General features: G+C 71.6%; 29 protein-coding genes. 4 read left to right on the top strand and 25 right to left on the bottom strand.

Annotation, left to right across the window (positions count from 1 at the left end; genetic code table 11):
* Positions 1–22: 22 nt before the first annotated feature.
* The 5 genes from JW592_RS14730 to JW592_RS14710 all read right to left on the bottom strand — a co-directional run bounded on the left by JW592_RS14730 (position 23) and on the right by JW592_RS14710 (position 4,160).
* On the bottom strand, positions 23–289 hold the full coding sequence (locus JW592_RS14730) for a hypothetical protein (protein ID WP_209265517.1): 267 nt from the start codon (positions 287–289) through the stop codon (positions 23–25).
* Positions 289–1,413, bottom strand: a complete 1,125-nt coding sequence (gene tsaD / locus JW592_RS14725; protein WP_209265516.1) for a tRNA (adenosine(37)-N6)-threonylcarbamoyltransferase complex transferase subunit TsaD — start codon at positions 1,411–1,413, stop codon at positions 289–291. The genes JW592_RS14730 and tsaD overlap by 1 nt, the downstream gene beginning before the upstream one ends.
* Positions 1,406–1,936 (bottom strand): ribosomal protein S18-alanine N-acetyltransferase, encoded by a 531-nt coding sequence (gene rimI / locus JW592_RS14720; protein WP_209265642.1) that lies wholly within the window; start codon positions 1,934–1,936, stop codon positions 1,406–1,408. Before rimI ends, tsaD begins: the two co-directional genes overlap by 8 nt.
* 122 nt (positions 1,937–2,058) lie before the next feature.
* Positions 2,059–2,727, bottom strand: coding sequence for a tRNA (adenosine(37)-N6)-threonylcarbamoyltransferase complex dimerization subunit type 1 TsaB (gene tsaB / locus JW592_RS14715; protein WP_209265641.1), 669 nt, complete (start codon positions 2,725–2,727; stop codon positions 2,059–2,061).
* 83 nt (positions 2,728–2,810) lie between these two features.
* On the bottom strand, positions 2,811–4,160 hold the full coding sequence (locus tag JW592_RS14710; RefSeq protein ID WP_209265515.1) for an LmeA family phospholipid-binding protein: 1,350 nt from the start codon (positions 4,158–4,160) through the stop codon (positions 2,811–2,813).
* A 141-nt stretch (positions 4,161–4,301) separates the two neighbouring features.
* Here JW592_RS14710 and JW592_RS14705 point away from each other — a divergent pair, with 141 nt between their 5' ends.
* Complete coding sequence (locus tag JW592_RS14705; protein ID WP_209265514.1) at positions 4,302–4,877, top strand: L,D-transpeptidase; 576 nt, start codon at positions 4,302–4,304, stop codon at positions 4,875–4,877.
* A 52-nt stretch (positions 4,878–4,929) separates the two neighbouring features.
* Here the strand turns inward: JW592_RS14705 and JW592_RS14700 are convergent, their stop codons facing one another.
* The 5 genes from JW592_RS14700 to JW592_RS14680 form a co-directional block, all read right to left on the bottom strand.
* On the bottom strand, positions 4,930–5,121 hold the full coding sequence (locus JW592_RS14700) for a hypothetical protein (protein ID WP_209265513.1): 192 nt from the start codon (positions 5,119–5,121) through the stop codon (positions 4,930–4,932).
* 159 nt (positions 5,122–5,280) lie between these two features.
* Complete coding sequence (gene tsaE, locus JW592_RS14695; protein WP_209265512.1) at positions 5,281–5,886, bottom strand: tRNA (adenosine(37)-N6)-threonylcarbamoyltransferase complex ATPase subunit type 1 TsaE; 606 nt, start codon at positions 5,884–5,886, stop codon at positions 5,281–5,283.
* Positions 5,816–7,279, bottom strand: coding sequence for an alpha/beta fold hydrolase (locus tag JW592_RS14690; protein WP_209265511.1), 1,464 nt, complete (start codon positions 7,277–7,279; stop codon positions 5,816–5,818). The genes tsaE and JW592_RS14690 overlap by 71 nt, the downstream gene beginning before the upstream one ends.
* Positions 7,280–7,366: 87 nt before the next feature.
* Positions 7,367–8,551 carry an alanine racemase gene (gene alr, locus JW592_RS14685; RefSeq protein ID WP_307805420.1) on the bottom strand — a complete coding sequence of 395 codons (1,185 nt, stop codon included), beginning with the start codon at positions 8,549–8,551 and terminating at the stop codon, positions 7,367–7,369.
* A gap of 38 nt (positions 8,552–8,589) precedes the next feature.
* Positions 8,590–9,147, bottom strand: coding sequence for a DinB family protein (locus JW592_RS14680; RefSeq protein WP_209265510.1), 558 nt, complete (start codon positions 9,145–9,147; stop codon positions 8,590–8,592).
* Positions 9,148–9,208: 61 nt separating this feature from the next.
* On the opposite strand from JW592_RS14680, the gene JW592_RS14675 reads away from it, so the two are divergent.
* Positions 9,209–9,736: a GNAT family N-acetyltransferase gene (locus tag JW592_RS14675; protein ID WP_229376046.1), complete on the top strand. Its 528-nt coding sequence runs from the start codon at positions 9,209–9,211 to the stop codon at positions 9,734–9,736.
* A gap of 135 nt (positions 9,737–9,871) precedes the next feature.
* Here the strand turns inward: JW592_RS14675 and JW592_RS14670 are convergent, their stop codons facing one another.
* The 3 genes from JW592_RS14670 to JW592_RS14660 form a co-directional block, all read right to left on the bottom strand.
* Positions 9,872–11,359, bottom strand: coding sequence for an NAD(P)H-hydrate dehydratase (locus JW592_RS14670; RefSeq protein ID WP_209265509.1), 1,488 nt, complete (start codon positions 11,357–11,359; stop codon positions 9,872–9,874).
* A 43-nt stretch (positions 11,360–11,402) separates the two neighbouring features.
* Positions 11,403–11,813 (bottom strand): holo-ACP synthase, encoded by a 411-nt coding sequence (locus JW592_RS14665; protein WP_209265508.1) that lies wholly within the window; start codon positions 11,811–11,813, stop codon positions 11,403–11,405.
* 72 nt (positions 11,814–11,885) lie between these two features.
* Positions 11,886–12,131: a hypothetical protein gene (locus JW592_RS14660; protein ID WP_209265507.1), complete on the bottom strand. Its 246-nt coding sequence runs from the start codon at positions 12,129–12,131 to the stop codon at positions 11,886–11,888.
* Between the two features lie 133 nt (positions 12,132–12,264).
* Here JW592_RS14660 and coaA point away from each other — a divergent pair, with 133 nt between their 5' ends.
* Entirely contained in the window at positions 12,265–13,224 is a 960-nt protein-coding gene (gene coaA / locus JW592_RS14655; protein ID WP_209265506.1) for a type I pantothenate kinase, read from the top strand.
* Between the two features lie 18 nt (positions 13,225–13,242).
* On the opposite strand, the gene glmM is transcribed toward coaA, so the two are convergent.
* The 3 genes from glmM to rplM form a co-directional block, all read right to left on the bottom strand.
* Positions 13,243–14,628 (bottom strand): phosphoglucosamine mutase, encoded by a 1,386-nt coding sequence (glmM, locus tag JW592_RS14650; RefSeq protein WP_209265505.1) that lies wholly within the window; start codon positions 14,626–14,628, stop codon positions 13,243–13,245.
* 251 nt (positions 14,629–14,879) lie between these two features.
* Positions 14,880–15,383: a 30S ribosomal protein S9 gene (rpsI, locus tag JW592_RS14645; RefSeq protein ID WP_099883495.1), complete on the bottom strand. Its 504-nt coding sequence runs from the start codon at positions 15,381–15,383 to the stop codon at positions 14,880–14,882.
* Between the two features lie 42 nt (positions 15,384–15,425).
* Complete coding sequence (gene rplM / locus JW592_RS14640; RefSeq protein ID WP_209265504.1) at positions 15,426–15,869, bottom strand: 50S ribosomal protein L13; 444 nt, start codon at positions 15,867–15,869, stop codon at positions 15,426–15,428.
* Between the two features lie 300 nt (positions 15,870–16,169).
* Between rplM and JW592_RS14635 the strand changes: the two genes are divergently transcribed.
* Positions 16,170–17,081 (top strand): hypothetical protein, encoded by a 912-nt coding sequence (locus tag JW592_RS14635; RefSeq protein ID WP_209265503.1) that lies wholly within the window; start codon positions 16,170–16,172, stop codon positions 17,079–17,081.
* Between the two features lie 53 nt (positions 17,082–17,134).
* Here JW592_RS14635 and truA read toward each other — a convergent pair whose 3' ends face one another.
* The 9 genes from truA to map form a co-directional block, all read right to left on the bottom strand.
* Positions 17,135–17,965: a tRNA pseudouridine(38-40) synthase TruA gene (gene truA, locus JW592_RS14630; RefSeq protein ID WP_209265502.1), complete on the bottom strand. Its 831-nt coding sequence runs from the start codon at positions 17,963–17,965 to the stop codon at positions 17,135–17,137.
* Positions 17,966–18,028: 63 nt separating this feature from the next.
* Entirely contained in the window at positions 18,029–18,535 is a 507-nt protein-coding gene (gene rplQ, locus JW592_RS14625) for a 50S ribosomal protein L17 (RefSeq protein WP_209265501.1), read from the bottom strand.
* Between the two features lie 119 nt (positions 18,536–18,654).
* Positions 18,655–19,677, bottom strand: coding sequence for a DNA-directed RNA polymerase subunit alpha (locus JW592_RS14620; RefSeq protein ID WP_019354927.1), 1,023 nt, complete (start codon positions 19,675–19,677; stop codon positions 18,655–18,657).
* A 417-nt stretch (positions 19,678–20,094) separates the two neighbouring features.
* Complete coding sequence (rpsD, locus tag JW592_RS14615) at positions 20,095–20,721, bottom strand: 30S ribosomal protein S4 (RefSeq protein ID WP_209265500.1); 627 nt, start codon at positions 20,719–20,721, stop codon at positions 20,095–20,097.
* Between the two features lie 25 nt (positions 20,722–20,746).
* Positions 20,747–21,151, bottom strand: a complete 405-nt coding sequence (rpsK, locus tag JW592_RS14610) for a 30S ribosomal protein S11 (protein WP_016473404.1) — start codon at positions 21,149–21,151, stop codon at positions 20,747–20,749.
* 67 nt (positions 21,152–21,218) lie between these two features.
* Entirely contained in the window at positions 21,219–21,599 is a 381-nt protein-coding gene (gene rpsM / locus JW592_RS14605; protein WP_099883489.1) for a 30S ribosomal protein S13, read from the bottom strand.
* Positions 21,600–21,779: 180 nt separating this feature from the next.
* Entirely contained in the window at positions 21,780–21,893 is a 114-nt protein-coding gene (rpmJ, locus tag JW592_RS14600; RefSeq protein WP_003956441.1) for a 50S ribosomal protein L36, read from the bottom strand.
* 65 nt (positions 21,894–21,958) lie between these two features.
* Positions 21,959–22,180 carry a translation initiation factor IF-1 gene (infA, locus tag JW592_RS14595; protein ID WP_003948620.1) on the bottom strand — a complete coding sequence of 74 codons (222 nt, stop codon included), beginning with the start codon at positions 22,178–22,180 and terminating at the stop codon, positions 21,959–21,961.
* A 178-nt stretch (positions 22,181–22,358) separates the two neighbouring features.
* On the bottom strand, positions 22,359–23,195 hold the full coding sequence (gene map / locus JW592_RS14590) for a type I methionyl aminopeptidase (RefSeq protein WP_209265499.1): 837 nt from the start codon (positions 23,193–23,195) through the stop codon (positions 22,359–22,361).
* Between the last annotated feature and the right edge of the window lie 227 nt (positions 23,196–23,422).

The raw sequence follows: 23,422 nt of genomic DNA, 5'->3' as shown, positions 1-23,422 counted from the left end.
ACCCACCGTCACCACATCCGCCTCAGTCGTGCACCCGCTCGAAGCGCCATCGGTGCACCGGGCGGGCGGTCAGTGCGGGGGGTGGATCGGGGAGTTCGGGGACGGTGGTGTCGTAGTCGCCCTGCCACCAGGTGATGACGAGGACCCGGTCGCCGGGTGCCGTGAAGTGTTCGCGGCGTTCGCAGGGAACCGGGGACGGGGGCAGGTGCTGGTCGCGAGCCCAGGACAGCAGTTCGGGCGCGCGGCCGGGAGCGGCCTTGGCCTCCCACATCAGAGCGACGGTCGGCATCAGGTGTAGAGGTTCTTCCTGCTCAGCTCATGGACGTGATCGTGCGAGTGGGAGTGGGCCGAGGGGTGCGCGGGAGCCGAGGGGTCGGGCACGTGGGGTTCGGTCACCGGCAGGGAGGAATCAGCGGGCAGGTCCCAGGCGGAGGCGGCACGGTTGCGGGCCACCATTTCGGCGCCGAGTGCCGCGACCATGGCTCCGTTGTCGGTGCACAGCTTGGGGCGGGGCACCCGCAGGGTGATGCCCGCAGCGGCGCAGCGCTCCTCGGCCATGGCGCGCAGCCGGGAGTTGGCGGCGACGCCGCCGCCGATCATCAGGTGGTCGACGCCCTCGTCGCGGCAGGCGCGGACGGCCTTGCGGGTGAGCACATCGGTGACGGCCTCCTGGAACGAGGCGGCGACATGGGCGACAGGCACCTCCTCGCCCGCGTTCCGCTTGGCCTCGATCCAGCGGGCAACGGCGGTCTTGAGGCCGGAGAAGGAGAAGTCGTAGGGGGCGTCGCGCGGGCCGGTGAGGCCGCGCGGGAAGGCGATGGCCTCGGGGTCGCCCTGCTTGGCGTACTTGTCGATGACAGGGCCGCCCGGGAAGCCGAGGTTGAGCACGCGGGCGACCTTGTCGAATGCCTCACCCGCCGCGTCGTCGATGGTGGAGCCCAGCGGCCGTACGTCGGCGGTGATGTCGGGGGCCAGCAGCAGCGAGGAGTGGCCGCCGGAGACGAGGAGCGCCATCGTCGGCTCGGGCAGCGCACCGTGTTCGAGCTGGTCGACGCAGATGTGCGAGGCGAGGTGGTTCACACCGTAGAGCGGCTTGCCCAGCGCGTACGCGTACGCCTTGGCCGCCGAGACGCCGACGAGCAGTGCCCCGGCGAGTCCGGGCCCCGCGGTGACGGCGATGCCGTCGAGGTCGGAGGCCGCGACACCGGCCTCCTTCAGCGCGCGTTCGATCGTCGGGACCATCGCCTCCAGGTGCGCCCGGCTGGCGATCTCCGGGACGACACCGCCGAACCGCGCGTGGGTGTCCACGCTGGAGGCGACGGCGTCGGCCAGCAGCGTGTGGCCGCGCACGATTCCGACGCCGGTCTCGTCGCAGGAGGTCTCGATGCCGAGAACGAGCGGTTCGTCAGCCATGGCTCTTCGATCCTTGGTGCGTGTGCGGAAGGGTGTTCGCGGGGAGGTCCCCCGGGGTGTCGGCGGCGGCCGCGTACGAGGCGGGGTCGGCCAGCCGCATCACCAGCGCGTCGACGTTCGCGGGCTGGTAGTAGCCGCGGCGTATACCGATGGGCACGAAGCCGAAGCGCTCGTAGAGGCGCTGCGCCGGGGCGTTGTCCACCCGCACCTCCAGCAGCACCTCCGCGCACTCGAAGTCGGTCGCGGCCCGCAGCAGCGCGCGCAGCAGCCGGGAGCCGAGGCCGGTGCCCCGGTGGGTGGGCAGTACGCCGATGGTCTGGATGTCGCCGGTGCCGCCGACGGCCGCGAGGCCGCCGTAGCCGATCAGGGAGCCGTCCGGCTCCTCGGCGACCAGGTAGCGGCGCGTGGCGTCGGAGCCCCGCGCGTGGGCCAGCTCGGACCAGAACATCCCGGCCGACCAGGCGTCCTCGGGAAAGAGCCGCTGTTCGAGCCCGAGCACGAGCTCGATGTCCCACCAGCGCATCTCACGCAGCGTGACCCCGCCACCGGAGCCATGACGGCGCGGCGCTCCGCCGTGCGGAACCTCGCCGTTCGTCGGCACCTCGCCGTGCGGAACCCCGTCGTGCGACGGGCCGTCCGTGGTGCTCACCTCGGGGTGACCACCTTGTAGCCGGCGGGCACGCGCGCGTCCGGCCTTCGCAGGTACAGCGGCCGGGGCGGCAGCAGTTCCTCGCCGCGCGCGAGCCGTTCGGTGGCGAGCCGGGCGAGGGCCGTGGCCGACTGGTCGGTGGGCAGGTCGGCCCGTGCGCCGCCGAAGACGGACTCGTACAGCACCGCGCCCGCGCCCAGGGCCGGGAGGGCGGCGATCTCCTCGTCCCGGGCGGCGAGCTCCGCGGGCCGGTCGACGGCCGGCTCGGTGGTCCGGGTGCGCGCATCGGCGTACCGGGCCCAGTAGACCTCCTTGCGGCGGGCGTCCGTCGCGACGACGAACGGCTCCGTCAGCCCGGAGGCGTAGGCGATACCGTCCAGCGTGCACACCCCGTGCACCCGCTGGCCGAGCGCCGCCGCGAACGCCTCGGCCGTCGCCAGGCCGACCCGCAGCCCGGTGTAGGGGCCGGGGCCGACGCCGACCACCACGTCCGTGACCTCGGTGAGTTTCCGCCCGGCCTCGGTGAGCACCGCGTCGACACAGGGCAGCAGCAGTTCGCCGTGCCGACGGGCGTCGATCTTGTGGGCGGCGGCGAGCGTACGGTCGCCGTCCGCGTCGTGGAGCGCGACGGTGACGGCGGGTGTAGCGGTATCCAGCGCGAGCATCAACACCCGACCAGCCTACGGCGCCCGCGCGGCCCGCTCGGCCCCTGCGGGACGCCGCCGCACGTCGGGGTGGGCCAGGCAGGTCACTTTCCCGCCGCCTTGCCCTCCTTCTGAGCCGTCCGGCCGAACGGTACGTTGACGCCGGTGACCTCGGCGCGGATGCCCTGGTCGGCCACGGAGACGCCGCGCAGCCTGACGTCCCCCGGCATCTCGGGCAGCTCGACGTGGAGAGCGAGCTTGTCGGCGAGCTTCGGCTCCTCGACCTTCTTGAGTGCCTCGACCAGCGCCGGGTCGATCCCCATCTTCTCCAGCACCTGCGGGTGCTGGACGACGGCGTCGAGGAGGTTGACCCGCATCACCTTCTCCGTGAAGCGCGGGGTCCCGGTCACCCGGCGCAGCTCCCGGTCGCTGCTTCGCACCTGCCGCGCGTGCTCGGGCGTCATACCGAACCGCCGGGCGATGGAGCGCACCCCGAACAGCGCCCGCGCCTTCTCGCGGTCGTGCTGGACACGCTCGGCCAGCGGGCGGGACAGCCGCAGGCCCGCCTGCTTGCCGGTACCGGGTGTGAAGCTGAACATCCCGGGGACGACCAGCCGCATGTCGTCCACCGTGGTGCCCACGCTGCGGTCGCCGGTGCGTTCGAGGTGGGCGCGGGCGCGCACCTTGACCTCGCTGCCCGCGACGGGCAGCTCACCGGCGGCCCGCACGGTGTGCTCACCGCCGGCGGTGAACTTCACCTGGGAGGTTCCCAGTTCACGGTCGAGATCGTCGAAGTCGAGCAGGACGTCGCCCTTCATCCGGCCGAGCACGGCGCCCCGGATGGCGGAGGGCGCGTCGCCGACGATCCTGACGTCGTTGACGGTGCCGCTGACCTGGGCGACGGAGACCCGGCCCGCGGGCACGTCCGGGACGGCTACTTCCACATGGTCCAGGCGCCCCTTCGCCACCTGGGTGAGGAAGGGGAAGCCGTTGATGTGCACCTCCGGGCGGGCGTGCAGGTGCAGCGAGTCCTGCACCTTCTCGGCCGCCTTCCCCTCGGCGTAGAGCACGGCCCACCGGTCCCCCACCCCGAGAAAGGCCAGCAGGGCGCAGCAGGCGATGCCGAGCTTGACGGTGCGCGACAGCCGGGAGCGCCGGCGCCTGCGCACAGCCCGCAAGTAGGGCATCCGGTCCTCGTAGGCGGGCTCGTCGTAGTCCGAGCGGATGCCCAGGCCGCGCAGCCCGCTGTCGTAGGGCTCCTCGGACGCGCCGTCCCCCAGCGCCTCGTACGGGTTCGGGCCGGGGCCGCTCGGCGGAGCGGCGCCGTTCGGCGGGCCGGCGTCGTCCGGCGGGGCGAGCGCGGCCAGTTCCTCGTACGGATTGGCCGGGCTGTGGGGGTGGGGGACTTCCGGTATGGGGGTTGTGGAGTTTGTCGATGAACCGTGGGGGGTCATCGCCTCATGCGAACACAAGCGCGGCTGTTACTCCAAGTTCCCCCTCCCGCCTCCCCCCGGCCACCCGCCTCTCTCCTGCTACCGTCAACCACAGGCCGGACAGTCAGCATTCGCGGCGGGCACGAGAGGTGGCAGCGCACGGTGGCACGGAGCAGTGGCGGCAGCGCCGGAGTGATCGTCGCCGGGCTGACGGCAGCGGCCCTCGCCGTGATCGGTTTCTTCGCGTTCCAGGCGTCGGCCGCGCAGGAGCGCGCCGAGAAGCCCTCGGCGGGGAAGACGGCCAAGCCCTCCCCCGGCAGTTCGGACGGGAAGAACCGCGAGCGCGCCCGGAAGGAGACCGCGCTGCCCGCCGCCTCGGGCCAGGGCCACCGCGTCGTCTACTCGCTCAAGCGGCAGCGGGTGTGGCTGGTCGGCAAGGGCTCCAAGGTCACCAGGACCTACACGGTCTCCCCCAGCTCGGTCACCCCCGAGCCGGGCACCTACAAGGTCACCTCGCGCTCTTCCCATGTGACCGGCTCGGACGGCGTTCCCGTCGAGAACGTCGTGCGGTTCGCCAGCGTCGACGGCGTGACGATCGGCTTCAGCGCCGCGCTGGACGGCTCCACGCCCACGCCGGATGCCGCCCGGAAGACGGGCGGCATCCGTGAGAAGCGGGAGGACGGCGAGGCACTGTGGTTGCATGCGCCGATCGGTACGCATGTGGTGGTAGTCCGCTGACTGGGGCCCCATGCGCTGACAGGGGTTGCCCCTGTCCCGCCGCAGCCTGCGGTCAGTCGGCCTCGTCCGTGAGGGGCTCGTCGCGCGGGGGGCGGGACACCGCCGCCGCGGCCGCGCAGGATGCGAGCAGCTGACTCATGGGCGGCGTGCCGTCATGCCTGGCGGGGTGGCCGCCAACGGACGCCGCCTCGTCCCGCGCGGGCGCGTGCGGCACCCGCGGTGCTCGCTGCTGCTGTGCGGTCATGGCTCCTCCAGGGGCGTCGGCACGGTGGCACTTAGGCATACCTAACCTTGCTCTCACCTCCCATGGGACCACGGCCCGCACCGACCGCGCAACATCTTGCCGACGCCATGTCGGAACCGTGTCGGAACAGCGGCGCGCGGCCGGCCGAGGGCGCCGCGGTCAGCCGAGGGCTTCGAGATCCGCCCGCTCCCAGCGCTCCCCCACTCCCAGGAACGTGACGGTCCGCACGTCGTCGGCGCCCTCCTCGGCACCCTCGCCCGTCGTGCGGGCGATGACCACGTGCAGCCTCTCCTCCGTCAGCTCCTCGACCCTGCCCTCGCCCCACTCCACGACGACCACCGACTCGGGCAGCGAGACGTCCAGGTCGAGGTCCTCCATCTCCTCCAGGCCGCCGCCGAGCCGGTAGGCGTCCACGTGCACCAGCGGCGGGCCTTCGGTCAGCGAGGGATGGACGCGCGCGATGACGAAGGTGGGCGAGGTGACCGCGCCGCGCACGCCCAGGCCCTCCCCCAGGCCGCGCGTCAAGGTCGTCTTCCCGGCGCCGAGTTCACCCGTCAGAAGGACGAGGTCCCCGGCGCGCAGCAGCCCGGCGAGCCGGGTGCCGAGTGCGCGCATGGCCTCGGCGGTGGGCACGGTGACGGTGACCTCGCGGGCACCCTCGGCGGGGGTGTCCGGCAGGCCGCCGGTGCCGCTCTCACCGCCCGAAGGGTCGCCGGACGGAGCCTGAGGAGGCGGGACAGGATGCTGGTGTTGCGGTGCTTCCATGGGTCCGGATGGTACGCGTCAGCAGCCGGGCCAGGTGCTCGTTGACCGGCTCGGGACGCTCCAGCATGGCCAGGTGACCGGTCGCCTCCAGGACCACGAACGCGGCGTCGGGCAGCGCGGCCGCGATCCGCTCGCTGTGCTCGCTCGGCGTCATCAGGTCCCGGTCGCCGGCCAGCACCAGGGAGGGGCGCCCGTCGAAGGCGGGCACCGCGCCGCTCTTCTCGTGCTCGGCGAAGGCGGGGTAGAACTCCGCGACCACGTCCACCGGGACCGACTCGATGAGGCGTTCGGCGAATCGGGCCACCCCCGGGTCCACCTCGCGCGGACTGCCGAACGAGTAGCGCTTCACCACGCCGGCGAACAGGTCGGCAGTCACCCGGCGCCCGCGCTCGACCAGCTCGGACTGGGACGCCAGCGCCCGCAGCACCCCGGGCACCACCCGTCGCACGGCCCGCACCCCGGCGGCCGGCAGGCCGTATGTCACCTCGGTGAGGCCGCCCGCGCTGGTGCCCAGCAGGGCGACGCCCGCGACGCGCTCGGCGACGTACTCCGGATACTGCTCGGCCAGCGCCATCAGCGTCATACCGCCCATCGAGTGCCCCACCAGCACCACCGGGCCCGCGGGCGCGGCGGCGTCGAGCACGGCCTTCAGGTCGCGGCCCAGCAGATCGATGGAGACGGGCTCTCCGGCCGGGCCCCGGCCGGAGCGGCCATGGCTGCGCTGGTCCCAGTAGACGCACCGGACCGCGCCGCGCAGGGCGGCCCGCTGGAAGTGCCACACGTCCTGGTTGAGGCAGTAGCCGTGCGAGAAGACGACGGTCAACGGCGCTGCGTCGCTCGTGCTGCGGCGCCGCAGCAGCCCCAGCAGCCGCGCCCAGCGTCCGGCGAGCCGGCCCGGGCCTCCGTCGTCGGGGTATCCCCGCCCCGCCGAAACCTCCGGGAGGGGTACGGGGCCGACCTCGGGACCGCCCAGGCCGTCACCGGAGGCGGTGGCCGCCGCCTCGGTGTCCGTGCAGCCGAGCGGGTGGTCGGCGGGCTCGTCGACCTCGTAGTACAGCTCCGTGCCGTCCTCGGCACGCGCCCGGCCCGAGGCGCCGCGCAGCGTGCCGTAGGGGCCTGCGGCATCCAGCGCCACCCGGGCCTTGCGGCGTACGGTCCGGTGCACCGTGAGGCGTTCCAGTGCGACGCCGGCCGCCACGACACCGAGAGCGGCGCCCGCGACCCCCGCCCGGCGGGGCCAGCCCGCACCGCTCGGCGCGCGCGGACCCTGCGCGTACTCCCCCGCGCCCTCGGCGGCTGCCGCCGCCGTGCGCCACACGCTCCGGGCGGTTTGTGCGGCACCGGCGGCCTCCAGCGCGTCCGCCACCCGCTGCGCCCTGCTGTCCTCGCTCATGACCGCCCCCGTCTGTCCCGTCCGCCCGGTCGCACCCTGTCCGTCACCGGTGCCGACGGCCGAGCGCCGTGCTTGTGCGCGGTCGGCTCAGCCGTCGGCCCGCTCATTGGCGTATACCCGCGGGACCCGGGGACTGATCCGGGTGACGATCTCGTAGGAGATGGTGCCCGCCGCGCGGGCCCAGTCCTCGGCTGTGGGCTCGCCCTGGCCGCCGGGGCCGAAGAGGACGACGCGGTCGCCCGCCGCAGCCCGGTCGCCGCCGAGATCCACGACGAACTGGTCCATGGCGACCCGCCCGGCGATCGTCCGCCACTTGCCCGCCGCCAGCACAGGACCGGTGCCGGACGCGTGCCGGGGCAGGCCGTCGGCGTAACCGACGGGCACCAGCCCGAGCGTCGTCTCGCCCGGGGTGGTGTAGGCGTATCCGTAGCTCACTCCATGGCCACCGGGCACGCGCTTGGCGAGGGCGAGCGAGGCGCTGAGTGTCATCACCGGGCGCAGCCCGAGGCTGTCCGCCGTGCCGACCTCGGGGGACGGGGAGAGGCCGTAGACGGAGACGCCGGTCCTGACCAGGTCGAAGTGGGACTCGGGCAGGGTGAGCGTCGCCGGTGAGTTGGCGTGGTGCCGCACCTCGGGGTCGAGCCCGGCGCGTTCGGCGACGGCGAGGGCCTCCCGGAAGGCGTCGAGCTGCGCGGCGTTGGCGGGGTGGCCCGGTTCGTCGGCGCAGGCGAAGTGCGACCAGACGCCGGTGACCCGCACCGTGCCCTCGGCCTCGGCGGCGCGCGCGGCAGCCACCAGCCCCGGCCAGTCGGCGGGCTGGCAGCCGTTGCGGCCGAGCCCGGTGTCGGCTTTCAGGTGCACCCGCGCGGTGCGCCCGGTGGCGCGGGCGGCCGCCACGATCTCGTCCAGCGCCCAGGTACCGCTCGCCGAGACGTCGATGTCCCGTTCGATCGCCGCACGCCAGGGGCCGCCCGGCGTCCACAGCCAGCACATCAGCCGGCCGCGGTCCCCGGCCTCCCGCAGCGCGATCGCCTCCTGGGGGGTGGCGGTGCCGAGCCAGCCCGCCCCCGCCTGCCGCGCTGCCCGGGCGCAGGGCACCGCTCCGTGCCCGTATCCGTCCGCCTTGACGACGGCCATCAACTCGGCGCGCGGCGCGTACCCGCGCAGCGTCCGCACGTTGTCCCGCAGCGCGCCGAGGTCGATCTCGGCGCGCGCCCGGCCGTGATTCTCGGCCCGGGTGTCGCCGTCAGGGTGCTCGTACACGTCGTTCACCGGTTCAGTGTCGCAGGTGCCGGTCCCGGGGCGGCTCCTCAGTGTCCGGTCACCCCGTCGATGCGCTCGCGCAGCAGGTCGGCGTGGCCGCAGTGCTGGGCGTACTCCGCGATCATCTGGATGAGCACCCGGCGCACCGAGACGGGGCTGCCCGTGCGGGCGTGTGTTCCCGTCGCGTCCAGCTCCATGGCGGCCACGATCTCGCGGGAGCGCTCGCACTCGCCCCGCCATACGGCCAGCGCCTCGGCGGGGTCCCCGTCCAGGGAGTCGAAGTCCTGGTCGGGGTCGTCGTCCGTGTAGTACAGCAACGGCACCTGCTCGCCCGCGAGTTGGATACGGAACCACCAGCGCTCCACCGCCGCGAGGTGCCGTACGAGCCCGTGCAGGCTCAGCCCCGAGGGCGGGACCTTGCGCTCCGAGAGCTCTGCGATCGGCACACCTGTGCACTTGAGCAGCAGCGTTTCGCGATAGCGGTCCAGGAACCCGGTCAGCAGCTCCCGCTCGTCGCCCACCAGGGGCACCGCTTCCCTGGTGTCGTCCGGCAACGTCTCGGCGAAGACGGTCGGCATCCCGCTCGTGGCACTCTTCTCAGTCATGTCCCGAGTGTGGCACCGGCCACTGACAGCCGACGGAAAACCGGTTGCGGGCGTTCGGACAATGACTGGCGTGACATGGATCATCCGACCTGAGCCCATCGACAGCCCCGACGCGGTCGCCACCGTCCGCGCGTACATCCGCGAGATAGCCGGCCGCTACTACGGGCGCCCGGCGACCGAGCAGGAGATCGATGCCGCGCTGGCCGGGGAGCCGGACGACGGACTCGTCCCGCCCAAGGGTGTCTTCATGCTGGCCCGCGACCATCGCGACGGCGCCGTCGGCAACGTCGGCGGCTGTGTCGCCGTCCTCATGGTGACCGGGACGACGGCCGAGATCCGCCGGGTCTGGGTCGCCCCGCACGCGCGCCGGAGCGGCCTGGGCAAGCTGCTGGTCAACACCGCCGAGCACGCCGCGCTCGACATGGGCGCGACGGCCGTACGGCTGGACACCCGGGACGACCTGGTGGAGGCCAGGCGGCTGTACGCGCGGCTCGGCTACGAGGAGATCGCACCGTTCAACGATTCGCCCTACGCCGACCATTGGTTCGGCAAGCCGCTGGTGCCCGCTTCGCCGGAGCCGTCGATGTGAGTGGGCCGGCTGACGAGCCCGGTGGCGCCTGATGTCCTGCCCCCGAGCCATGTCGGGCGACTGCCGGTTGTGTGTGGTTGCTGGGGTACCTCCCGGACGGAGTCCGGGGGAGCAGTTCCCCGCGCCCCTGGTCACCTAGTCGCCGCGGAGTACGTCCTGCCAGGCGGTGGCCAGTGCGGCGGACACATCCATCGCGGAGGGCGGGTCGGGGGCCAGGCGGCCGGCGAGGCCGTGGAGGTAGGCGGCGGCCGAAGCGGCGTCGCGGGCGGACAGGCCGGCTGCCAGGAGGCCACCTGCCAGGCCGGTGAGGACGTCGCCGCTGCCCGCCGTGGCCAGCCAGCCGGTGCCGGTGGCGTTCACTCGTACGGGGGCAGGTGCGGCCCCGGGCGCTGTCGGCTCGGCGATCAGCGTCGTGGAGCCCTTGAGCAGCACGGTGGCCCCCGTTCGCTCCGCCAAGTCCCGTACCGCCGTCAGGCGCCCCGCCTCGACCTGCTCGCGTGCCACGCCGAGCAGCGCGGCCGCCTCACCGGCGTGCGGGGTCAGCAGGGTGGGGGCCGTCCGGGCGCGTACGGCCTCCAGGTCCATCAGCCGCAGCCCGTCCGCGTCCACGAGCAGCGGCACCTCGGAGGCCACCACCTCGTCGACGGCCTGCCGTGCCGCCGGTTCGTCGCCCAGTCCCGGCCCGACGGCCCATGCCTGCACCCGCCCCGCGTGTCCGGGCGGCCCCTCGGAGACGAGGGTCTCCGGATAGCGGGCGATCACCGCCTCCGCGCCGGGCCCCACGTACCGCACCGCGCCGGCACCGCTGCGCAGCGCACCGGAGACGGCCAGCACGGCGGCTCCCGGATAGCGCCCGGAGCCCGCCACGACACCGACGACGCCGCGCCGGTACTTGTCGCTCTCCGCCTTCGGCCTCGGCAGCAGACGCGCCGCGTCGGCGTGCTGCAGGGCTTCCACGTCGGGCGTCCCCGGCAGGTGCGGGCCGAGCCCGATGTCGATCAGCCGGACGGCTCCCGCGTGCTCCCGGGCCGGGTCGATCAGCAGCCCCGGCTTGTACGCGCCGAAGGTGACGGTCGCCTCGGCGGGCAGCGCCGATCCCGGCACCTCGCCGGTGTCCGCGTCCACCCCGCTGGGCAGGTCGACGGCGACGACCGGCACTCCGGCGTCCCGTACCAGGTCGGCCAACTCCACGGCGGCGGGCCGCAGTCCGCCCTTGCCGCCGATGCCGACGATGCCGTCCACCACCAGGTCGGCCCGTGCGATGAGGTCGCCGACCGGCTCGGCGACCCCTTCGACCACGGCGCCCGGGGCCACCCGTACGCGCCCTCCGGCGGCGCGCAGCGCGGCCAGCCCGCCCTCGTGCGCGCGTTCGGGCGTCAGCAGCACGGCCGTCACCCCGGCGCCGCGCCGGGCCAGCCGGGCGCCCGCGTAGAGCGCGTCCCCGCCGTTGTCGCCGCTGCCGACGAGCAGCACCACGCGGGACCCGTAGGTACGTCCCAGCAGCTGTCCGCACGCCGCCGCCAGCCCGGCGGCGGCGCGCCGCATCAGCGCGCCCTCCGGAAGCCGGGCCATCAGCGCCCGCTCGGCGGCACGCACGGTCTCCACGCCGTAACCAGTCCTCATGCCCCCAGTGTGGCGTCCGCCTCATCGGGCCGCGTCCCGGGGCTCAGCCCTCCGCCACCACGACCGCCGAGGCGACCCCCGCGTCGTGCGAGAGGGACACATGCCACGCGCGCACCCCCAACTCGGCGGCGCGCTCCGCCACGGTGCCGCGTACCCGCAGATACGGCTGTCCCGAGTCCGCGGTGCACACCTCGGCATCGGTCCACCGCAGTCCGCCGGGGGCACCCAGTGCCTTGGCGAGTGCCTCCTTGGCGGCGAACCGTGCCGCCAGCGACGCGATTCCGCGCCGCTCTCCGCTGGGCAGCCACAGCTCGCGGTCGATGAAGAGCCGGTCGGCCAGGCTGGGCGTCCGCGCCATCGAGGCGGCGAAGCGGTCGATCTCCGCGACGTCGATTCCCACCCCGATGATCACTGCTGTCCCACTTCCGTACCTCGTCCCGTCGCCCGTTGTCATCGACTGTCATCGACTGTCATCGACGGATCGAGGGTACGCGCACGTCAGGGCGTTCCCCGCGTGCTCACTCGCTCATTCGCCCCGCGCCATCCGTTCTATGGCGTCCTCCATGAGCTCCAGGTACTCCGACTCCTCGCAGCGTGGCTTGCTGCCCATGACGTACAGCTCCAGGGAGTCCGTCAGGTCCTCGGTCAGGTCCTCGTCCGGGAGCCCGTCGGTCAGATCGCTGTAGACGTGGCCCGCGGGGCCCAGCGGGTCGGTTCCGGAGGTGCGCCGGGTGGTGCGGGGGCGGCGTATGCGACTCAGGGGGGAGGACATGGAACGGAACATAGCCCCTGTCGGCACATCTCGTACACCGTTTGTCCGTAGATCGTCCGTAGATCGTACGCACGGCACCGGAGTCGGCCGCCCCGGAGGTGAGCACCCCCGGGCACCCGCGCAGAATGGCCCCGTGTCCACGAAGCCCTACGTCGACCTCGGCCGCTCGGAGTGGAGCGCCCTGCGCGAGCGCACCCCTCTCCCGTTGACGGCCGCGGAGGTGGAGGCCCTGCGGGGGCTCGGCGACGTCATCGACCTGGACGAGGTGCGGGACATCTACCTGCCGCTGTCCCGGCTGCTGAACCTCTACGTCGGAGCCACGCACGAGCTGCGCCGGGCGCTCAACACCTTCCTCGACGACCCGCACCGCGCGGGCCGGCACGCGCCACAGCGCGGCACCCCGTTCGTGATCGGCGTCGCGGGCAGCGTCGCCGTCGGCAAGTCCACGGTCTCCCGGCTGCTGCAGGCCCTCCTCGCCCGGTGGCCGGAGCACCCGCGTGTGGAGAGGGTGACCACGGACGGTTTCCTGCTGCCCAAGGCAGAGCTGGAGCGGCGCGGTCTGATGTCCCGCAAGGGCTTCCCCGAGTCGTACGACCGGCGAGCGCTCACCCGCTTCGTCGCCGACGTCAAGGCGGGCAAGCCGGAGGTGACGGCGCCGGTCTACTCACACCTGATCTACGACATCGTGCCCGGCGAGCGGCTGACCGTGCACCAGCCGGACATCCTCATCGTCGAGGGCCTCAACGTCCTCCAGCCCGCGTTGCCCGGCAAGGACGGCCGCACCCGGCTGGCCGTCGCCGACTACTTCGACTTCTCGGTGTACGTGGACGCCCGTACGGCCGACGTCGAGCGCTGGTACCTGGAGCGGTTCCGCAAGCTGCGCGAAACCGCCTTCCAGGACCCGCGCTCGTACTTCCACCGCTTCACAGCGGTCCGTGAGGAAGAGGCCCTCGACTACGCGCGCACCACCTGGCGCACCATCAACGAGCCCAACCTCCGCCAGAACATAGCGCCCACCCGTGGCCGGGCCACCCTCCAGCTGCACAAGGGCCCGGACCACAAGGTGCGACGGCTCTCGCTCAGGAAGCTGTAGCGGCGGCCGGCCCCGGCGTCATCCCAGCGCGCGCTTCACCACGTCCGCCAGCCGCCCGGCCACGGCCCGCGCGTGCTCGATGTCGGCGGCCTCCACCATCACCCGCACCAGCGGCTCGGTCCCGGAGGACCGCAGCAGCACCCGCCCGGTCTCCCCCAGCTCCCGCTCCGCCTCCGCGACGGCGGAGACCAGCTCGGGCGCCGTGCCCACCCGCGACTTGTCCACGTCCGGCACGTTCACCAGCACCTGCGGCAGCCGCTCCATCACCGCGGTCAGCTGGGCCAGCGGCTTCCCTGTGGCGGCGACACGCGCGGCCAGCATCAGACCTGTCAGGGTGCCGTCGCCGGTCGTGGCGTGGTCCAGGACGATCACATGGCCCGACTGCTCGCCGCCGAGCGAGAAGCCGCCGCGCTTCATCTCCTCCAGCACATAACGGTCCCCTACCGCGGTCTGCACCAGTGCCACACCCGCCTGCTCCAGCGCCAGCTTGAAGCCGAGGTTGGACATCACCGTCGCGACGACGGTGTCCTTGCGGAGCTGTCCCGCCTCCTTCATGGCGAACGCGAGGACGGCGAGGATCTGGTCGCCGTCGATCTCGTGCCCGTCGGCGTCGACGGCCAGGCAGCGGTCGGCGTCGCCGTCGTGTGCGACGCCGAGGTCCGCGCCGTGCCGTAGGACGGCGTCCCGTAGCCCGTCGATGTGGGTGGAGCCGCAGTCGTCGTTGATGTTGAGACCGTCGGGGTCGGTCCCGATGGTGATCACATCGGCACCGGCGCGCGCGAACGCCTCCGGCGAGACGCGGGACGCGGCGCCGTGCGCCCCGTCGATGACGACCTTCAGCCCGTCGAGCCGGTTCGGCAGCACCCCGACCAGGTGGGCGACGTAGTTGTCGAAGCCCTCGTCGTAGTCCCTGACCCGGCCGACCCCGGCTCCGGTGGGCCGCGCCCAGGGTTCACCGGCGGCGTGCTCGCGGTGGAGGGCCTCGATCCGGTCCTCCAGCTCGTCGGCGAGCTTGTGACCGCCGCGTGCGAAGAACTTGATGCCGTTGTCGGGCATCGGGTTGTGGCTGGCCGAGAGCATCACGCCCAGGTCGGCACCGAGGGAGCCGGTCAGATAGGCGACGGCGGGTGTCGGGAGCACGCCGACCCGCAGCACGTCCACCCCGGCGCTGGCCAGTCCGGCGACGACGGCGGCCTCCAGGAACTCACCGGAGGCCCGCGGGTCCCGCCCGACGACGGCCACCGGCCGGGCGCCGTCGGCGGCCGCCTCAGGACCGCCGTCCGCTCCCGCCTTCGCCTCGGTCAGCACATGGGCCGCCGCGACGGACAGCCCGAGCGCCAGCTCGGCCGTCAGCCCTTCATTCGCGACACCACGTACACCGTCGGTACCGAAGAGTCGTGCCACAGTCGTTCCTCCGAGTTCTGGGGGCGTTCTCCGGGCATTCACCGGGCGGGCCTGATCAGGCCCGGCACACCAGGTATACGCCCCGTTGTCAGCCTGACGGCGGGTGCGCCGCCGTCACAAGACCGGGTGTCGGGCCGTACGCCGTACGACTCCTACGGCGTACGGCCCGAACGACCGATGCCCCGCCGGCACCGAGGTGAGGTGCCGACGGGGCATCCGGGCTGCCGTCTTTCGCTCCAGCGAGCGCCGGGTCAGCGCTTGCTGTACTGCGTGCCCTTACGGGCCTTCTTGAGACCGGCCTTCTTGCGCTCGACCGCGCGGGCGTCACGCGTGAGGAAGCCGGCCTTCTTGAGCGGGCCGCGGTTGTTGTCCACGTCCGCCTCGTTCAGCGCGCGGGCCACACCGAGGCGCAGGGCGCCGGCCTGGCCCGAGATGCCGCCGCCGGAGATACGGGCGACCACGTCGTAGCGGTCGTCCAGCTCCAGGACCTTGAACGGCTCGTTGACTTCCTGCTGGTGCACCTTGTTGGGGAAGTAGCCCTCGAGGGTGCGACCGTTGATCTTCCACTGACCGGAGCCCGGGATGATCCGGACGCGGGCGATGGCGTTCTTGCGGCGACCGGTGCCGGCGGCCGGCTGCGGGTCGCCGAACCGGGAGGCGAGGGACTCGGAGGTGTACTCCTCCGGGGCCTCGGGGGTCTCGGTCGTGTACTCCTCGACACCCTCGACGGGGGTCTCAGCGGTGGTCTCGGCCACGATTCTCCTCAGCTTCTCTTCAGTCGTAGGGGGTGGCCGGACTTACTGCGCGACCTGGCTGATCTCGAACGGCACGGGCTGCTGCGCACCGTGGGGGTGCTGGTCGCCCGCGTAGACCTTCAGCTTCGAGAGCATCTGACGGCCCAGGGAGTTCTTGGGGAGCATGCCCTTGACGGCCTTCTCCACGGCCTTCTCCGGGTTCTTCTCCAGCAGCTCGTCGTAGCGGACGGACCGCAGACCACCCGGGTAGCCGGAGTGCCGGTAGGCCATCTTCTGGATGCGCTTGTTGCCCGAGAGGTGCACCTTGTCGGCGTTGATGATGATGACGAAGTCACCGGTGTCGATGTGAGGCGCGTACACGGGCTTGTGCTTACCGCGCAGCAGGGTGGCGGCCTGGGAGGCCAGACGGCCGAGGACGACGTCCTGGGCGTCGATGACGTGCCACTGGCGCTGAATGTCGCCAGGCTTGGGGCTGTACGTACGCACGGTCGTAGCCTTCGCTTCTTCAGTGATTGGGTCCTGACAGGGCCAACCAGGCAGATCACGACAGGCAAGATCGCATGCGGTGACGCATCCGCATGCTGATCGCTGGTCATCGACCGGTAGGCCGGTGTATAGCCCCCCACGTGAGAACAGGCAAGCCAATACACACAACGAACCAGTAGAGTACCGACCCGCACCCTCAAGGGTCAAAACGCTCCCCGTCCGGAGGCGGCCCGTACCCACGATTGTCACGTTCCGACCACGCCTGCGCCGACCGTGTACGAGGCGCAATAGGATGCGCCCATGAGCTTTGGGCAGGGGGGACCCGGGTGGGGGTCCCAAGGCGGATCCGGGTGGAACTCCGGAGGGAACCCCGAGGGCTGGAACTCCGCGGGTCCCGGTGGTTCGGGCCCAGGGGGCCCGGGCCCCGACTGGGCGGCCCTCGCCGAGCAGGCCGAGCGCAGCCGTGCCCGGCGCCGCCGCTGGCTGATGGCGGGCGGCGGGGCGCTGGCCACCGCCGCCATCGCCGGCATCGTCGCGGTGGCCGTCGTCAACGAGGACGGCTCTTCGGGCGCCTCCGACAAGCCCTCGGACTCGCTGCCCCCGGCCAAGGACGTCTCCCCGACCAGCGACGCGCCCGAGCCCACCTTCAAGGACGAGCCGCCGCCCCCGCCGCCACCCCGGGACTTCATCTCGGACGTCAAGCGGGACAAGGCGCCGCTCAGCGCGAAGACGCTGTACCCCACCGAGCGCGTCACCATCAACGGCCACCCCTACAAGCTGGCCAAGACGGACACCAGCAAGAACTGCGCGGAGGCCGCCCACGCGGGCCTGGGCCCCGTACTGACGCGTAACAACTGCACGGCGCTCTACCGCGCCACCTATACGAACAAGGACCTCGCCGTCACGGTGGGTATCGCCGTCTTCAAGGACGCCAGGACCGCCGAGAAGGTCAAGAAGGAGTACCAGCCCAACCTGGTGGCCCTCCCCGGGGGCGACGTCCCCGACTTCTGCCGCACGGTCACCTGCCGCACCACGGCGAACTCCCTGGGCCGGTACGCGTACTTCACCATCGCGGGCCGCACCAACGGGCAGCCCTCGGGCGCGAGCGACAAGAAGGCCCAGCAGGCCGCGCTGGACGGCTCCAACTACGCCTATGCGCGGGTTCTCAAACGCGGCAAGGAGCAGTCGGAGGCAGCCGCGAAGGGCAACTGAGGCAGGACCGGAGAAGGTGAGCCGAGGCAGGGGCTGGAGCAGGACCGGGCTTCTCAGCAGCAGCCCGCCACGCCCGGCAGCGTCCGCTTGTTGCGGGAGGCCAGGTTGCGGGCCTCCAGCTCCGAGTCCGGCGGGTAGGCGACCTCCTCCAGGGTGAGGCCGTGGGGGCGTACGACATGGACGGCCGAGTCCCGTACGCCCGCGGCCAGCACCTTCGCGGGCCACTCCGGAGGGCGGTGGCCGTCGCCGACGAAGAGCATGGCGCCCACCAGGGAGCGGACCATGTTGTGGCAGAACGCGTCCGCCTGCACCGTCGCCTCCAGCACCCCGTCGGGGCGGCGCACCCACTCCAGCCGCTGCAGCGTGCGGATCGTCGTCGCGCCCTCGCGCTTCTTGCAGTACGCCGCGAAGTCGTGCTCCCCCAGCAGCCCGCGGGCGGCCTCGTTCATGGCGTCGACGTCCAGCGGCCAGTTGTGCCACAGCACATGTCCGCGCAGCAGCGGGTCGGCGCCGCCCGGATGGTCGGTGACGCGGTACGCGTACCGGCGCCAGACCGCCGAGAACCGGGCGTCGAAGTGGGGCGGGGCCTCACTCAGCCGCCACACCCGGACATCCATCGGGAGCCGCCCCGCGAGGCGGCGCAGCAGGTGCTCACCGTGTTCGGCCCACACCTCGGCCGGCAGCTCGACGTGGGCGACCTGTCCTCGCGCGTGCACCCCCGCGTCGGTACGTCCGGCGACGGTCAGCTCCGGCGTCTCGCTCTGCCGCAGCACCACCCTCAGCGCGTCCTCGATCTCCCCCTGGACCGTCCGCTGCCCGCGCTGTCGCGCCCACCCGGAAAACTCCCGCCCGTCATAGGCCAGGTCCAGCCGAATCCGCACCATGCGACACCCTCCAAAGCGAAAGCGGGCCCACCCCGATGGGGCGGGCCCGCTCAGTCTGCCGGTTCAGGCTTCCTTGGACTCGCCCTCGGCGGGCTCCGCGGACTCCTCGGCCGACTCCTTCTTCAGCTCGGCGACGGCCTCGTCACCAGCGGCGTCCTTCGCGGAACGCTTGGTCGCCGCCTCGGCCTCGCCGACCGCCTGCTGCTGCACCGTCAGCGGCTCCACCAGCTCGATGACCGCCATCGGGGCGTTGTCGCCACGACGCGGGCCGATCTTGGTGATGCGGGTGTAGCCACCGGGACGGTTCTCGTACCGCGGGCCGATCTCGGTGAAGAGCGTGTGGACGACGCCCTTGTCCAGGATCGTGCGCATGACCTGACGGCGGTTGTGAAGGTCGCCCTTCTTCGCCTTGGTGATCAGGCGCTCGGCGACCGGACGCAGGCGGCGGGCCTTCGCCTCGGTCGTCGTGATGCGGCCGTGCTCGAACAGCGCGGTCGCCAGGTTGCCCAGCATCGCCTTCTGGTGCGCGGCGCTGCCGCCCAGACGGGGACCCTTGGTGGGCTTCGGCATGGTGTCTCTCCTTTGTTGTTCCTGCACCGGCCGTGTCAGGCACCGGCGGCAGTCCCGGCCGTGTCAGGTACCGGGGGTCATGGGGGCTCCGGTCGGAGCCCCCATCGTTCAGGACGTGCTCAGTACTGCTCGGTCTCCACGAAGCCCGCGTCCGCGTCGTCGTCGGCACCGAAGGCGTCAGCCGCAGCCGTCGGGTCGAACCCGGGAGGCGAGTCCTTCAGCGCGAGACCCATACCGGCGAGCTTCGCCTTGACCTCGTCGATGGACTTCGCACCGAAGTTGCGGATGTCCAGCAGGTCCGCCTCGGAACGCGCCACGAGCTCACCCACGGAGTGGATGCCCTCGCGCTTGAGGCAGTTGTACGAGCGAACGGTGAGCTCCAGCTCCTCGATCGGCAGCGCCAGGTCTGCCGCGAGCGCGGCGTCCGTCGGCGACGGGCCCATGTCGATGCCCTCGGCGTCGACGTTGAGCTCGCGCGCCAGGCCGAACAGCTCGACCAGTGTCTTACCGGCGGACGCCATGGCGTCACGCGGCCGCATGGCCTGCTTGGTCTCGACGTCGACGATCAGCTTGTCGAAGTCGGTGCGCTGCTCAACACGGGTCGCCTCGACCTTGTAGGTGACCTTGAGAACCGGCGAGTAGATGGAGTCGACCGGAATCCGGCCGATCTCCTGGCCCACCTGCTTGTTCTGCACGGCGGAGACGTAGCCGCGACCGCGCTCGACGGTCAGCTCCATCTCCAGCTTGCCCTTGCCGTTCAGGGTGGCCAGGACCAGGTCGGGGTTGTGCACCTCGACACCGGCCGGCGGCGCGATGTCCGCGGCGGTGACCAGGCCGGGGCCCTGCTTGCGCAGGTACATCACGACCGGCTCGTCGTGCTCCGAGGAGACGACGAGGGACTTGATGTTGAGGATCAGGTCGGTGACGTCTTCCTTGACGCCCGGCACGGTCGAGAACTCGTGCAGGACACCGTCGATCCGGATGCTGGTCACAGCAGCGCCGGGGATCGAGGAGAGGAGCGTACGACGCAGGGAGTTACCGAGGGTGTAGCCGAACCCCGGCTCCAGCGGTTCGATCACGAACCGGGAGCGGAACTCGTCGACGACCTCTTCGGTCAGGGAAGGGCGCTGAGCGATCAGCATGAGATGTGTTCCTCCAGTTTTCGGCAACCGCTATTTGATGCCGGTACTGCAAGGGTACGGGCGGCCCGGCCGAAACACAGCCAAGACCGCCCTGCACCCGCTTTCCGGGCACTGAGCCCGGAGCCGAACCCGATTACTTCGAGTACAGCTCGACGATCAGCTGCTCCTGCACCTGGGTGTCGATGCTGCAACCCCCCGGGGAATGATCCCCGGACCCCAAGCCACGCACACGGCGCAGCCACAGGCCAGATGCCGAAGCCACAAGCCGAACCCGATTACTTCGAGTACAGCTCGACGATCAGCTGCTCCTGCACCTGGGTGTCGATGCTGCAACCCCCCGGGGAATGATCCCCGGACCCCAAGCCACGCACACGGCGCAGCCTCAGGCCAGATGCCGAAGCCACAAGCCGAACCCGATTACTTCGAGTACAGCTCGACGATCAGCTGCTCCTGCACCTGGGTGTCGATCACCTGGCGCTCGGGCATCGAGTGGACGAGAATCCGCAGCTTCGACGGGATGGCCTCCAGCCAGGCCGGGACCGTCTTCTCGCCGGCCTCCGCAGCCGCCACCTGGAAGGGGGTCAGGTTACGGGAGGACTCGCGGACCTCGACGATGTCGTTGACGGACACCCGCGCCGAGGGGATGTCGGTCTTGCGACCGTTCAGCGCGATGTGGCCGTGCTTGACCAGCTGACGTGCGTGGTCGCGGGACTTGGCGAAGCCGGCCCGGTACACGACGTTGTCCAGACGGGTCTCCAGAATGCGCAGCAGGTTCTCACCCGTCTTGCCCTGCTGGCGGTTGGCCTCGTTGAAGTACCCGCGGAACTGCTTCTCCAGCACGCCGTAGATACGGGCGGCCTTCTGCTTCTCGCGCTTCTGCAGCAGGTACTCGGAGTCCTTGGTGCGCCCGCGTCCGTGCTCACCCGGGGGGTAAGGACGGATCTCGATCGGGCACTTCGCGCTCTCGCACTTAGCTCCCTTGAGGAAGAGCTTCTGCTTCTCCCGACGGCAACGCTTGCAGTCGGCCCCGGTGTAACGCGCCATAGTTCTGTGATCTCCTACTTCAGTTTCAGACCCGGCGACGCTTCGGCGGGCGGCAGCCGTTGTGCGGGGTGGGGGTGACGTCCTGGATGGAGCCGACCTCGAGGCCGGTGGCCTGGAGGGAGCGGATCGCGGTCTCACGGCCGGAGCCGGGACCCTTGACGAAGACGTCCACCTTCCGCATGCCGTGCTCCTGCGCGCGGCGCGCCGCGTTCTCGGCGGCCATCTGCGCGGCGAACGGCGTCGACTTCCGCGAGCCCTTGAAGCCGACGTGGCCGGCGGAGGCCCAGGAGATCACATTGCCGGTGGGGTCTGTGATCGAGACGATGGTGTTGTTGAACGTGCTCTTGATGTGAGCGTGCCCGTGGGCGACGTTCTTCTTCTCCTTGCGGCGCACCTTCTTGGCGCCGGCCGTACGGCCCTTCGGAGGCATATAGAGATAACTCCCGTGAGGTGGTCGGTCCTACTACGCGGACCGCTTGCAGCGTGTCCGGTGTGGACTACTTCTTGCCCGGCTTCTTCTTGCCGGCGATGGCGCGACGCGGGCCCTTACGGGTGCGAGCGTTGGTCTTGGTGCGCTGGCCGTGGACCGGGAGGCCGCGCCGGTGGCGCAGACCCTCGTAGCAGCCGATCTCCACCTTGCGGCGGATGTCGGCCTGGATCTCACGGCGGAGGTCACCCTCGACCCGAAGGTTGTTGTCCACGTACTCGCGGAGCTTGACCATCTCCTCCTCGCCCAGGTCCCGCACGCGGGTGTCCGGGTTGACCCCGGTCTCGCGCAGGGTCTGCTGGGCAAGGGTGCGGCCGATGCCGAAGACGTAGGTGAGGGCGACCTCGACGCGCTTCTCGCGCGGGAGGTCGACGCCAGCGAGGCGTGCCATGGATGGCTCCTGATGATTCCGTCGGAGGTCTGCAGCAGTGCCGTTCCCGTCGCCTCGCAGAACGAGGCCGAGGGTCCCCGGCCTCCGACCGGGGGTATCGACACCGTCAGCGGTGTCGGGCCCTGCTTATACAACTGTTGCTCGCGTCGCGCGAAGGAACTGCGAAAGGCAGGTCGTTACTCAGCCCTGGCGCTGCTTGTGGCGCAGGTTGTCGCAAATGACCATGACCCGGCCGTGGCGGCGGATCACCTTGCACTTGTCGCAGATCTTCTTGACGCTCGGCTTGACCTTCATGGTGTGAGGTTCTCCGGGTCTGGCCTTCTCCCCACGGGAGCGGGAAGCCGGCACGATCTGTCGATCTACTTGTAGCGGTAGACGATCCGTCCGCGCGTCAGGTCGTAGGGAGAGAGCTCCACCACGACCCGGTCGTCGGGAAGGATACGGATGTAGTGCATCCGCATCTTGCCGCTGATGTGCGCGAGGACCTGGTGCCCGTTCTGGAGCTCAACCTTGAACATCGCGTTCGGGAGAGACTCGACGACGGTGCCCTCGATCTCGATGGCCCCTTGTTTTTTGGCCATGCTTGAGCGCTTCACCTTCCGGGATCGGCTACCTGGGAGGCCCTGGCTTCACCGAGTGACATACGGGTACACCTGGGCCGACGAGCCAGTCTACGACACCGCTCCCCGAATAGACGAATCGGGGAGTCTCCCCGTCGTGCGAGGGGGTTAATCCACCGGGCTGGAAGCGACCGCTGTCTCAGCCCAGCGGGTCCGGCGCCGCCTCGACGCCGAGCTCGGCCAGCTTGGCGCGGCCGCCGTCCCGCGCGGTCAGCACGAGCGGGCCCTGCTCGGTCAGTGCGACGGAGTGCTCCCAGTGCGAGGACCAGGTGCCGTCGTTCGTCTTGACCGTCCAGTCGTCCGACAGAACGTGCGTGCGAGGTGTGCCCAGGCTCACCATCGGCTCGATGGCCAGGCACATCCCGGGCACCAGCTTCGGGCCCCTGCCGCGCCGCCGCTCGACGTAGTTCAGCAGGTGCGGGTCCATGTGCATCTGGGAGCCGATGCCGTGGCCGCCGTAGTCCTCGATGATCCCGTACTTGCCGCCCGCCGGGCGCGGCTGGCGGCGGATGTAGCTCTCGATGGCCTTGGAGATGTCGACGAGCCTGTTGCCCTTGCGCATGGCGGCGATCCCGGCCCACATGGACTCCTGAGTCACCCGGCTGAGCTCGTGCAGCTCCGCCGAATGGCCCTCGCCGACGAAGACGGTCAGCGCGGCGTCGCCGTGCCAGCCGTCGACGATGGCGCCGGCGTCGATGGAGAGCAGGTCACCGGCCTTGAGCACGGTGTCCTTGCTGGGGATGCCGTGGACGACGACATCGTTGACCGACGTGCAGATGTTGCCGGGGAAGCCGCCGTATCCGAGGAAGTTCGGCTTCGCGCCGTGATCGGCCAGCACCTTCGCCGCGACCTCGTCCAGGTCCTTGGTCGTCGCGCCGGGCACTGCGGCCTGAGCGCATGCCTCGTGCATGGCGGCGACGACCAGCCCCGCCTCGCGCATCTTCGCGATCTGCTCCGGGGTCTTGATCTCCACCATGCCGTCCTCTGTCTCTCCGCCTGGCGCTCGGGCCGCACCGATGACTCTGAATACCCCCACCAGTCTGCCAGTCCCTGCGGGGCGCCCCTTCAGGGGCGCGGGGAACTGCTCCCCAGCCTCCGGCCGGGAGGTGCCCCCACAGCCGAGAACAGCCCGCAGACTGCAACGCACCGCACGGGACAGCCCATCAGCAGCCCGCGCCCCGCACGAGAAGGGGCCGGGCGTCA

Source organism: Streptomyces spirodelae (assembly GCF_017676385.1).
Classification (GTDB): domain Bacteria; phylum Actinomycetota; class Actinomycetes; order Streptomycetales; family Streptomycetaceae; genus Streptomyces; species Streptomyces spirodelae.
This window is presented reverse-complemented; position numbering and strand designations above follow the sequence as displayed.

What these genes read in the sequence shown, in the direction of transcription:
- JW592_RS14635 (WP_209265503.1), top strand. Translation starts at nt 16,170, where the DNA reads ATGAGCTTTGGGCAGGGGGGACCCGGGTGGGGGTCCCAAGGCGGATCC.
- JW592_RS14690 (WP_209265511.1), bottom strand. Translation starts at nt 7,279, where the DNA reads ATGAGCGAGGACAGCAGGGCGCAGCGGGTGGCGGACGCGCTGGAGGCC.
- rpsM (WP_099883489.1), bottom strand. Translation starts at nt 21,599, where the DNA reads ATGGCACGCCTCGCTGGCGTCGACCTCCCGCGCGAGAAGCGCGTCGAG.
- rplQ (WP_209265501.1), bottom strand. Translation starts at nt 18,535, where the DNA reads ATGCCGAAGCCCACCAAGGGTCCCCGTCTGGGCGGCAGCGCCGCGCAC.
- tsaB (WP_209265641.1), bottom strand. Translation starts at nt 2,727, where the DNA reads ATGCTCGCGCTGGATACCGCTACACCCGCCGTCACCGTCGCGCTCCAC.
- JW592_RS14700 (WP_209265513.1), bottom strand. Translation starts at nt 5,121, where the DNA reads ATGACCGCACAGCAGCAGCGAGCACCGCGGGTGCCGCACGCGCCCGCG.
- JW592_RS14730 (WP_209265517.1), bottom strand. Translation starts at nt 289, where the DNA reads ATGCCGACCGTCGCTCTGATGTGGGAGGCCAAGGCCGCTCCCGGCCGC.
- rimI (WP_209265642.1), bottom strand. Translation starts at nt 1,936, where the DNA reads ATGCGCTGGTGGGACATCGAGCTCGTGCTCGGGCTCGAACAGCGGCTC.
- JW592_RS14710 (WP_209265515.1), bottom strand. Translation starts at nt 4,160, where the DNA reads ATGACCCCCCACGGTTCATCGACAAACTCCACAACCCCCATACCGGAA.
- JW592_RS14660 (WP_209265507.1), bottom strand. Translation starts at nt 12,131, where the DNA reads ATGTCCTCCCCCCTGAGTCGCATACGCCGCCCCCGCACCACCCGGCGC.
- tsaE (WP_209265512.1), bottom strand. Translation starts at nt 5,886, where the DNA reads ATGGAAGCACCGCAACACCAGCATCCTGTCCCGCCTCCTCAGGCTCCG.
- JW592_RS14680 (WP_209265510.1), bottom strand. Translation starts at nt 9,147, where the DNA reads ATGACTGAGAAGAGTGCCACGAGCGGGATGCCGACCGTCTTCGCCGAG.
- map (WP_209265499.1), bottom strand. Translation starts at nt 23,195, where the DNA reads ATGGTGGAGATCAAGACCCCGGAGCAGATCGCGAAGATGCGCGAGGCG.
- JW592_RS14675 (WP_229376046.1), top strand. Translation starts at nt 9,209, where the DNA reads ATGACTGGCGTGACATGGATCATCCGACCTGAGCCCATCGACAGCCCC.
- infA (WP_003948620.1), bottom strand. Translation starts at nt 22,180, where the DNA reads ATGGCCAAAAAACAAGGGGCCATCGAGATCGAGGGCACCGTCGTCGAG.
- rpmJ (WP_003956441.1), bottom strand. Translation starts at nt 21,893, where the DNA reads ATGAAGGTCAAGCCGAGCGTCAAGAAGATCTGCGACAAGTGCAAGGTG.
- rpsD (WP_209265500.1), bottom strand. Translation starts at nt 20,721, where the DNA reads ATGGCGCGTTACACCGGGGCCGACTGCAAGCGTTGCCGTCGGGAGAAG.
- truA (WP_209265502.1), bottom strand. Translation starts at nt 17,965, where the DNA reads ATGGTGCGGATTCGGCTGGACCTGGCCTATGACGGGCGGGAGTTTTCC.
- JW592_RS14620 (WP_019354927.1), bottom strand. Translation starts at nt 19,677, where the DNA reads ATGCTGATCGCTCAGCGCCCTTCCCTGACCGAAGAGGTCGTCGACGAG.
- JW592_RS14670 (WP_209265509.1), bottom strand. Translation starts at nt 11,359, where the DNA reads ATGAGGACTGGTTACGGCGTGGAGACCGTGCGTGCCGCCGAGCGGGCG.
- rpsK (WP_016473404.1), bottom strand. Translation starts at nt 21,151, where the DNA reads ATGCCTCCGAAGGGCCGTACGGCCGGCGCCAAGAAGGTGCGCCGCAAG.
- JW592_RS14665 (WP_209265508.1), bottom strand. Translation starts at nt 11,813, where the DNA reads ATGACAACGGGCGACGGGACGAGGTACGGAAGTGGGACAGCAGTGATC.
- tsaD (WP_209265516.1), bottom strand. Translation starts at nt 1,413, where the DNA reads ATGGCTGACGAACCGCTCGTTCTCGGCATCGAGACCTCCTGCGACGAG.